Genomic DNA, 9,234 nt, shown 5'->3' on the forward strand with positions numbered 1-9,234 from the left:
ACTTCTTCGAGACGTTCTTCCTTCGCCCGATGGTCCTGCAGGGCTCGTTCCAAATGGTCGTACAACGGAAGCCATGCCTCGCCCTGGTCGCCTCGCGCGACAATAATTTCGGCGACGCGGTCGAGCACGCGCTCGATGCGTTCTGCAGTGACATGCTCAGGAGCGCGCACGTGCCGCCTCACGACCGCTTCTTTCTGTGCATCCGCGAACTCAGCATAACTTCTGCGTAGACGGACTTTGATCGGGAAAGAAGGTGTGCCTGTGGCTCGGGCGGCAAACAGCGGCGCTAGCGTGTATTTAGGACGGATCGCTCATCGCGGACGCCGCAGGTGGAGAGGCAATAGCAGCGCTCAGTCCTGTCCAGTATCAAGAAGGCCCGGCTGTCGTTGACGTCTCTATCGACAAGGGCGGATGTTTGGAGGCCTGCGCGCCGCCACCCACCCGGAGCGCACCTATGTCGTCGACAGTATTGTGCCCAGGCACGCACAATAGGGATGTCATCAAGCGCAACGCCGATTCGCAAGCGTTATGCGGGCCACCGCGGACGGGGACAGTCGGTCCCGCGTCCCGTCCTGCGGCCGGCGCTATGCTGACGCTCCTACGGCTGTCCTGATCACCGCCCGCGGCGGGGGCGAATTTCCTCCGTCCTGCGCGCGACAATGTCCGTTGTTGCGGACGCGCGCAGGACTGCGGTTTATGCGCCGTTCTTTCTTGGCGCGCCGACGGTGCCGGCGCGAAAGTCGATGAGATACAACGATGGTGTGCCAGACGTATTCAGGTTCGAAGGCAAACCTTGGATTCAGCGCCGTTGTCGCTGGGTTGTTGGGTTCTTCCATGACGCATTGGCGGCGCAGATTCTCATTCGCCCCCGCAAGCTTTCTTCGAGCCAGTCAACTGGCATCGCACAGCGCATTCTTTTCGTCGGCCGCCGCCTGATCTCGGTCTATGTCCAAGCTGCCCGCGCGGCCGGAAGCATCCCCCGAACGCGTGCTGCGCGCGGCCGCCGAGCCAGCGTCGAGGCAAGAAGAGGAAGAGGGTTGAGGGGATTTTCGTGACGGGTTCAGGGCTGAGAGAGAGGCTCTCGGCGCCCGTCGCGGAGAAAACCCTATGGCTAGCGCGGTTCAAAAAATCACGCTGTCGTCCTCGCGCGACATTCCTTTCAACAAGCTGGTGCTTGCCCAGACCAACGTCCGGCGCATCAAGGCAGGCGTTTCGATCGAGGACCTGGCAGCCTCGATCGCCCGCCGAGGCCTGATCCAGAGCATCCATGTACGTCCCGTGCTCGATGCCGCTGGTGAAGAAACCGGCATGTTCGAGGTGCCGGCTGGCGGTCGCCGCTATCGTGCACTCGAAATGCTGGTGAAGCAGAAGCGGCTCGCCAAGACCGCACCCGTTCCCTGTGTTGTCGGCAGTTCATCCGGCGCGCTTCTGGCCGAGGAGGTTTCGCTCGCCGAGAACATCGAACGCGCGCCGCGGCAGGGCGACCTCGTTTTCACCAACTTCGAGTCGACGATCCTCGGTAAGCATGGCGGTTGGCCGACCAAGGGCAAGTACTTCGGCTATTCCAAAGCGGAAGTGCTGGACGCGTTGCAGGCAATCGGCTTCAACGCTCTTGCACTGGCGAACAACCACGCTTTCGATCTCGGTCCTCACGGCGTGCTGAATACCCTGGAGGAGGTGGAGGCGCGCGGCTTCTTACATGCTGGGATAGGGGCGGACGAGGCAGGCGCGGCGCTACCGGGACGCCGCCGGCTTGGGACGCGCGAGGTCGCACTTCTTGCCATTGATGCAGGCCCAGGCCCGGCCAACATGTATGCCGCGAACGGCACAGTGTTTCGCCCGGCTCGCCCAGGCGTCAACCAACTGAAGACCGTTCGAAAGTTTGGGGTGCCAGACGGGCATTTCCGCAGACTGGCAAGGCTTGGCGAACATCTGCAAAGCACCCCCTTCGAACTCGCCAACTATGCGCAACCGGAGGATCCACCGGATGTGACGAGCGGCGAGGAGATCAATTTCTTCGGCACTGTGTTTGCGCAAGCGGCCAACTTCGGCCGCATCGTCGACGTCGACTCTCAGAGCGCGGCCGTCCATTTGTCCGCTATCCGGCAGGCGGCGGCGCAAGGCGACTTCGTCGTCGCCTATCTGCATCATCACCATTGGGAACCAGGTTGGCAGGATGTGCCGCGCTGGGTGCAGACATTTGCCCGGTCGTGCGTCGACGCCGGGGCGGACCTCTTCGTCAGTCACGGCGCTCCCGTGCTTCAAGCGCTGGAGATCTACAATGGCGCGCCGATCTTCTATGGCCTTGGAAACTTCCTTTTCCAGGTGCACCCCGACGAAAACGAATGGGACCCGCCGGAAGTCTGGCAAAGCATCGTCGCAGCGTGCCGGTATGACGTGAGCGGAAGCCTTGAAGGGATAGACCTCCTGCCCGTTGTCGTCGGCGTGGACGCGCAGTCTACCGGATCGGCAACGGGCAGGCTGGTTCCCAATGCGGCAATCGGGAGCGCCGCGCGAAATATCCTTGAGGGGTTTGCAACCCGTTCGCGGGTCTTCGGTACCGATATAGCGCTTTCCGGATCCAGCGGTCGCATCGATGTTCCCGCTGCGCGGAAATACGGCTGACATGTCCTGATGGGCTGTCAGGCCATCTTACGCTCGGCCGGCGAGTACCCGTCGGCCGTTTCGTCGTCCGAGTCGCCCAATCCCAATTCTTCTCCTAAGGCGGCTATCAGAGCTGAGAGCCGGCCACGCACTCGTGGAGGAAGCTGCATCAGCCCCTTGATCAGGCGCCGGCCTTCCGCGCTGGCGATAAAGTCGATGCGCTCATCGACTGGCAGTGGCGAAGCGTTACGGCTTGTCTCGTCATTTCCGGGCAGGCCTTCGAAGAAGCGGCTGACGGGGACGTCCAATGAGCTGGCGATTTCGTAGAGCATGGATGCGCTGACGCGGTTCTTGGCGTTCTCGTATTTCTGGAGCTGTTGAAAGCTGATGCCTATCGCCCGGGCAAGCTGAGCCTGAGAAACGTCTGATTGAACGCGAACAGTTGCGATCTGTCTGCCCACATACTGATCGGCGGGATGAGGGCTACCCGCTCCATCAGGAGTTGCCCTGGTCTGGAAGAGGTCGGAATGTTTCGATTTCAACAATGCCTTCGATGCTCCACCGGGTCATCCTCGAAGGAGGCTGTCGCAGTTGTGTCGACTCTCTGAAGTTAATTGTCACCTAATACACCTTATAGTGTGTAAAGTAGAGGCATACATGACAAAAGATATCCACCTGCCCATCGTGCTGGGGTGGTCAATTCAACACGGATTCGAGCCGCCCGCGCCTTGTTCGCCTGGGTGCGGCAGGAGCTTGCTGACAAAGCATCGCTGAACGCGCTGGAGAATGGCTGGGTAGAATCCCAGGTCAGTACTGCTCTGATAATCGTGGGTGTCGAATTCATGCTCGCCGGTTAAAAAAGGTGAGGGCTTGCCGCTCATAGGTTCTCGCGCTCGCATGTCCAGTTAGCCGGTTCGTCACCAACGCGTTGAGTGAGCCGTTGCAGGAACCGACTTACGGCTGATTTTGGGCCCGCAAGGGGACGGGCAGCTTCAGGCTGCGGTTCCTCAAGAGCGGACATTCAGGTTGCGCGGGCAGTCATCTCAACCACGGCCCAAGCCTGCCAAGCGCAAAGTTGCTCCGCGCAGTTTCTGTTGACGTGTCTCAGGCCCCCGTCAATGCGCCATGGACGAGTGCGCGCAGCTCTTTGCGCACGGGAATGGCACTCGAAGGCAGCAGTTGCGTGAAGAGAATGACAATCAGGTCGTCGACCGGACTCACCCAGAAGAAGGTGCCTGCCGCCCCGCCCCAGCCATAGTCGCCCACTTGCGCCGAAATTTGTGCCTTGGCCGGATCGAGGACGACCGAGCCCAACAGACCGAACCCGACGCCGTCAAACTGGGTTTCGGCCCAAACTTCGGTGGCCATAGAGGCAAGATCTCCCGGTAGGTGATTGCGCGCCGCCAATCTCAAAGTGCGGGGACTGAGGATGCGTTCGCCGTTGAGTTCACCTCCAGCCCGCAGCATTTCGGTGAACCGCCAATAGTCGTCGATGGTTCCGACGAGCCCGCCTCCGCCGCAGAACGTATCAACCCTGCCTTGCCGCCATTCCGAAACCTCCGGCGCTTCGTGCAATGCCATGCCGCCAGCCGTAGCCTCATAGAGCGGGGGAAAACGGCTGATCTCAGACTCCGGCACAGAGAAGCCGGTGTCGATCATGCCGAGGGGCTCGAAGATGCGAGTCGCGAAGTACTTGTCGAGCGTCATTCCGGAAACGACTTCCACGATGCGGCCGATGACATCGGACCCGGTGCTGTATTGCCATTTCGTGCCCGGCTCCCATTCCAATGGCAGCTCGGCGATCCCCCGCACCATCTTGTCGAGCCCACCGTAAGCAAGGGCGAGGCCGAGTTTTTCTTTGGCATAAGCTTCACCGAGCAGTCCGGGGTTCGTAAAAAGGCTTAGGCCAGATGTGTGGGTCAGCAGATGGTGGATCGTTATCCTCGTTTTGATGGGCACTGTTTGGTCCAGCGACGTTGCGCCCGGTATCAGAAGTTGACTGTTTTTGAATTCCGGCAGGTAAGCTTCGACCGGATCGTCGAGATGCAGGCGCGCCTCCTCGTACAGCATCATCAGCGCGACGGCGGTGACAGGCTTGGTCATAGAGTAGATGCGGGCGATGAGGTCGCGCTGCCAAGGCCGCTTGGCCTCGACGTCGGCGTGCCCGGCGCAGTCGAAAAAGGCGAGTTCTCCACGACGGGCAATGAGCACTGCACCGCCCGGCCAGCGCCCGGTGTCGGCATAGCGCTGCATCCACCGCTTCAGTCGCGCCAGCCGCGCCTTGTCGAAGCCGAGGTCCGCAGGAACACGAACTGGTTCACTACCAAATTGACTCATCGCCCAAATGCCCCTGTCGCAAACGGAGGCCCTTTGGACAATCCTGCGCTCTCCCCGCACTATTGCCAATAGTTGTCTGCTTGACCTCCAGTGAAGCTGCAGACGACGTCTGCTCTCAGGAATCCCAAATGCGGTCCCCTACGGCAGACTTGCGGCGCATTGCCGTCAGGCCGCATTGGGTCACGTGAACGGACTGACGGCTTCTAGGCCGAAAGTCATCAGCAAGCGGGTGCCCGCTGGCGACCTCGTTGCGCACCTAAGCACCACAAACAATCTCTATTGGCGGGTGGCTCAGCCTGGCATGGCATTGCTCGCCAACAGTGACGATCCGATGTCAACGCGGTCGGCGAGGTCCAAGTGCCGTCCTGCTTGGTGTCGATTACCCCCGCTCGTAAGAGCAGGGGCCGAAATCCCAGGCGTAGCGATCAGCCGGCGGGAAGCGAAACGATCGGCCGCTCGTCCTTAGGCCACTCGGTTCATCCGCCATCCCGCGTATTTCGAGGCCGGGCAAAAAGGTGCCGCCGAGGCTTGCGGCACGGCGGACCTTTTGCTTTCGCGATGTTGTCCCGATCAGGCCTCAAGGATCGCCACGATCTCGTAGGTGTCCGGATCGACGATGACGATGCGTCCGTCGGCCAGCACGAAATACTCGTAGCGTTCATAAGCGGGGACGATCTTGACGATACGGGCCGGCAGCCGATGCAGGCGGATCTTATGCCGCGGCACCTCGACGCCGACCGAGATGTCGAAGTCGACACTCGCGACCGGCTGGACGCGGGTCTCGTGGATGATCTGCGTGATCTGCGTCCTCTGCTCGACCGTCACGTTGTTGATCGAGGCCGTCTTGTTCTGGTCGGTCTGGACGTTGGTGTTGCCCTGGGCGTTCTGCTCGGTGGTTGTACCGGTCCTACGCTGGGCATTCTGCTGGGTCTGCATCTTGGTCGTACCCTGGGCGTTCTGCTCAGTGGTTGTGCCGGTCTTGCCCTGGGCATTCTGCTCAGTGTTCTTCATCTCGGTCTTGCCCTGGGCCTGCTCGTTTGTCTTCGAACCCTTCGGGCAGTTGGCCATGCCGGTCTGGCACTTAGCCGTACCCTGAGCCTGCTCCTCGGTCTTGGTGCCAGCCTGACCCTGGGCCTGCTCATCGGTCTTCATCTTGGTCTTGCCCTGAGCCTGCTGCTCGGTGTTGGTGCCGGCCTTGCCCTGGGCCTGCTCATCGGTCTTCGCCTTGGTCTTGCCCTGAGCCTGCTGCTCGGTGTTGGCGCCGGCCTTGCCCTGGGCATTCTGCTCGGTCTGCGACTTCATCTTGCCCTGGGCCTGCTCGCCCGCCTTGCCGCCCTTCTGGCAGTCGGCCTGGCCGGCGGCGCAATTGTCGCCTGCGCTCGGCTGCGCGGATTCGGTCTGCGCCATCGCGGCGCCGCAACCGACGCCGAGCGCGATCATGCTCGTGATCAGAAGATGTTTCATCTGATTTCTCCTCGGAAACTCGGTCCCTTCATTCCGATAAACCCCAGGCGAAAGGCATTGTTCCGAATTTGCCCGCAAACCCCGGTGGCGTCTTGTGAAAACGCCGACGGCAATTTTTCAGGAACAAGGCCTGGCCGGCGGCGTTTGGCCAGCGCCGACGGCTGTGGAGATCGCAGGCGCAGCGTAGGAGGCGATTCGCTCACGTCAACGTCACGACGACATGAAGATGTGCAAAGGCCGCCACCGTTGAGGCCCCGCCGAACCGGCCGGTCCACCTCGCAGTCTCCGTCTGAGCGTCAAGGCCTAAGAATAGCGCCGGCAGACCCGCCAGCAAAATGGCGGTGCAAGCGAACCGAGCGACATGCACGATAGTCCACGTGCCGCCGGCGGCGTACCCTGCAAAAATGACAGGGTGATTGTTGGCGTCCCCGCCAGGGCGCCAAAGCAGCCCTGAGGGGTGTTGGTGGGATTACAAGTGGGAGCCGGGCCTGCTTCACACCAACTTGAGAGTTTCGTGGCGACTGCTGCCACCAGCGGGCTCGATTGGGCAAAATGGAGATAGACGTGCAATTCGCGCATCGGCAAATCGCCTGATCCACCAGAAAAATTGCATCCAAGTACCGATTAAATTCGTTTGCATGATAGCAACGACGGCGAGAAACTGCGGCGCGAAGCCGACTAAGGGTTGGCGCAAACAGTGCCGTGAATCTGAGGGCGCGCTGGCCAGGCAAAGGTAATCCGACGCATCGGGATTGCCGTTTCGATGTACCGGCGATCTTGACGTCGGATCGCCGAGGAAGAAGAAAATGGCTGAAGATCATGTGAAAGCGGATGGGCCGGATCTGGTCCAGGGCATCTCGTTGTCCGAGCTTCCCGATGGCGGAAAGCTTGTCGGCCATTGCGGCGACGAGCCGGTTCTGCTGGTGCGCCGGGGAAGCGAGGTTTTCGCCACCTCGGCGACATGCACCCATTACGGCGGACCTCTTGTCGAAGGTCTTGTGGTGGCGGATACCGTTCGGTGTCCCTGGCATCACGCGTGCTTCGATTTGCGCACCGGTGAGGCGTTGCGAGCGCCTGCGTTCAATCCACTCGCTTGCTGGTCGGTGGAACAGCGCGATGGCCAGATATTCGTGGGCGAGAAGCTCAAGCGGACGGTGCCGCAGCCACGCGACGGAAGCGCTGGCCCGATGCCCGACAAGATCGTCATTGTCGGCGGCGGCGCGGCTGGTTTCGCGGCGGCCGAAATGATGCGGCGCCAGCAGTACCAGGGCAGCATCGTCATGATCAGCGATGACCAAGCGCCGCCCGTCGACCGACCGAACCTCTCCAAGGACTATCTCGCCGGAAAGGCACCGGAAGATTGGATTCCGCTTCGCGGTGAGAAGTTCTATTCAAAAAACAACATCGACCTGCGTCTCGATACGAAAGCCGTTCACATCGACCGGCAATCCCGCGAGGTCGTCGTCGCAAATGAGGGCAGGGTCCCTTACGACAGGCTGCTGCTTGCCACAGGGGCAGAACCGGTGCGCCTTTCCATCCCAGGCGCCGATGAGCCGCACGTACACACGCTGCGCACGTTCGCCGATTGCAAGGCGATCATCAAGCGAGCTACTAACGCGCGCCGCGCTATCGTGCTTGGGGCCAGTTTCATCGGCCTGGAAGTAGCTGCGGCCCTGCGTGCTCGGGATATCGAAGTTCATGTCGTGGCGCCGGAAAAACGACCCATGGAGCGCGTCCTGGGGTCGCAAATGGGCGACTTCGTCCGGGCCCTCCATGAGGAGCATGGCGTCCTATTCCATCTTGACGACACCGCAACCAGCATTGCCGGCGGCGAGGTGAAATTCAGCAGCGGCGGCACGCTGGCGGCCGATTTCGTCGTCGTCGGCATCGGTGTGCGGCCACGGACCGGGCTTGCCGAAACGGCTGGGCTGGTCGTTGATCGCGGCGTTGTCGTGGACGCCTTTCTGGAAACGAGCGAGCCAGGAGTATTCGCGGCCGGCGACATTGCGCGCTGGCCAGATCCTCATAGCGGCGAGAGCATTCGGGTCGAGCATTGGGTGGTTGCAGAGCGGCAGGGGCAGACCGCGGCGCTCAACATGCTCGGCCGGCGGGAGAAATTCGCGGCCGTGCCGTTCTTCTGGAGCCAGCACTACGACGTCCCGATCAACTATGTCGGCCATGCAGTACGATGGGACGAGATCTCGGTCGATGGCGACATTGCAGCCAAGGACTGCCTGCTCCGCTTCAAGCGCGAAGGGCGCACGCTGGCTGTCGCTTCGATGTTCCGGGACCTCGACAGCCTGGAGGCAGAGGTCGAGATGGAGCGCCAATAGCAGCTCACCTTCGTCACTCCGACTCGAAAAGCGCACAGTCGGAATGGCAAAGGCGGAATACGGTCGTGAGTAAAAAGGAGTTCGATTATGTCCACGGCACAGCAGGAACCAGCGGCTGCCATCAGCTTGCACACGGTCTCGCCCGCCCAGCGTTACTCAAAGATGGTGGAATTTGCCGACGAGGTCGCCGAGCAGGTGGCCAAGGATGCGCCGACCTTGGTTGAAATCTTCTCCGACGGCCGCCACTGGTATTGCCGGATTCGTCGCGGCGATGAAAAGACCCGACCGATGGGACCGTATACCAAACTACAGGCAGAGCGGATCGCGCGGCCCTATCCTCAGAGCCTGCTGGTCAACACCCATACTCTCAGGGAACGGCGCCGTGTTCGGCACTTTGGCGCTCTATGCTCGGGAAGCGCGCGAGATCACAGCCGGCAAAGGACGGTCTTGCTAAGGTCTGCCCTACGCTAGGAGTCGATTGCGAACGTCTTATTTG

General features: G+C 61.3%; 8 protein-coding genes. 5 read left to right on the top strand and 3 right to left on the bottom strand.

The genetic code is table 11. The features are described 5' to 3' along the window. Positions 1-53 precede the first annotated feature (53 nt). The 3 genes from JT360_RS22670 to JT360_RS22680 all read left to right on the top strand — a co-directional run bounded on the left by JT360_RS22670 (position 54) and on the right by JT360_RS22680 (position 2,625). Positions 54-230, top strand: a complete 177-nt coding sequence (locus JT360_RS22670) for a hypothetical protein (RefSeq protein ID WP_214474226.1) — start codon at positions 54-56, stop codon at positions 228-230. Between the two features lie 429 nt (positions 231-659). Continuing rightward, positions 660-1,055, top strand: coding sequence for a DUF2958 domain-containing protein (locus JT360_RS22675; RefSeq protein WP_214474229.1), 396 nt, complete (start codon positions 660-662; stop codon positions 1,053-1,055). A 52-nt stretch (positions 1,056-1,107) separates the two neighbouring features. Next, the gene (locus tag JT360_RS22680; RefSeq protein WP_502845484.1) at positions 1,108-2,625 is read left to right on the top strand and encodes a CapA family protein; all 1,518 of its coding nucleotides are present in this window, start codon (positions 1,108-1,110) and stop codon (positions 2,623-2,625) included. 17 nt (positions 2,626-2,642) lie between these two features. On the opposite strand, the gene JT360_RS22685 is transcribed toward JT360_RS22680, so the two are convergent. From JT360_RS22685 to JT360_RS22695, 3 genes are all read right to left on the bottom strand, one after another. After that, complete coding sequence (locus JT360_RS22685; protein ID WP_250889000.1) at positions 2,643-3,146, bottom strand: helix-turn-helix domain-containing protein; 504 nt, start codon at positions 3,144-3,146, stop codon at positions 2,643-2,645. Positions 3,147-3,708: 562 nt separating this feature from the next. Further along, entirely contained in the window at positions 3,709-4,941 is a 1,233-nt protein-coding gene (locus JT360_RS22690) for a serine hydrolase domain-containing protein (protein WP_214474236.1), read from the bottom strand. A 570-nt stretch (positions 4,942-5,511) separates the two neighbouring features. After that, positions 5,512-6,405: a DUF1236 domain-containing protein gene (locus tag JT360_RS22695; RefSeq protein ID WP_214474238.1), complete on the bottom strand. Its 894-nt coding sequence runs from the start codon at positions 6,403-6,405 to the stop codon at positions 5,512-5,514. Between the two features lie 806 nt (positions 6,406-7,211). On the opposite strand from JT360_RS22695, the gene JT360_RS22700 reads away from it, so the two are divergent. Together JT360_RS22700 and JT360_RS22705 are read left to right on the top strand one after the other, a co-directional pair. Next, positions 7,212-8,738 (top strand): FAD-dependent oxidoreductase, encoded by a 1,527-nt coding sequence (locus JT360_RS22700; RefSeq protein ID WP_214474241.1) that lies wholly within the window; start codon positions 7,212-7,214, stop codon positions 8,736-8,738. An 87-nt stretch (positions 8,739-8,825) separates the two neighbouring features. After that, positions 8,826-9,209, top strand: coding sequence for a hypothetical protein (locus JT360_RS22705; protein ID WP_214474243.1), 384 nt, complete (start codon positions 8,826-8,828; stop codon positions 9,207-9,209). Positions 9,210-9,234 lie beyond the last annotated feature (25 nt).

Source organism: Mesorhizobium sp. dw_380 (assembly GCF_018588885.1).
Lineage (GTDB): Bacteria > Pseudomonadota > Alphaproteobacteria > Rhizobiales > Rhizobiaceae > Mesorhizobium.

What these genes read in the sequence shown, in the direction of transcription:
- JT360_RS22670 (WP_214474226.1), top strand. Translation starts at nt 54, where the DNA reads ATGGTCGTACAACGGAAGCCATGCCTCGCCCTGGTCGCCTCGCGCGAC.
- JT360_RS22675 (WP_214474229.1), top strand. Translation starts at nt 660, where the DNA reads ATGTCCGTTGTTGCGGACGCGCGCAGGACTGCGGTTTATGCGCCGTTC.
- JT360_RS22680 (WP_502845484.1), top strand. Translation starts at nt 1,108, where the DNA reads ATGGCTAGCGCGGTTCAAAAAATCACGCTGTCGTCCTCGCGCGACATT.
- JT360_RS22690 (WP_214474236.1), bottom strand. Translation starts at nt 4,941, where the DNA reads ATGAGTCAATTTGGTAGTGAACCAGTTCGTGTTCCTGCGGACCTCGGC.
- JT360_RS22695 (WP_214474238.1), bottom strand. Translation starts at nt 6,405, where the DNA reads ATGAAACATCTTCTGATCACGAGCATGATCGCGCTCGGCGTCGGTTGC.
- JT360_RS22700 (WP_214474241.1), top strand. Translation starts at nt 7,212, where the DNA reads ATGGCTGAAGATCATGTGAAAGCGGATGGGCCGGATCTGGTCCAGGGC.
- JT360_RS22705 (WP_214474243.1), top strand. Translation starts at nt 8,826, where the DNA reads ATGTCCACGGCACAGCAGGAACCAGCGGCTGCCATCAGCTTGCACACG.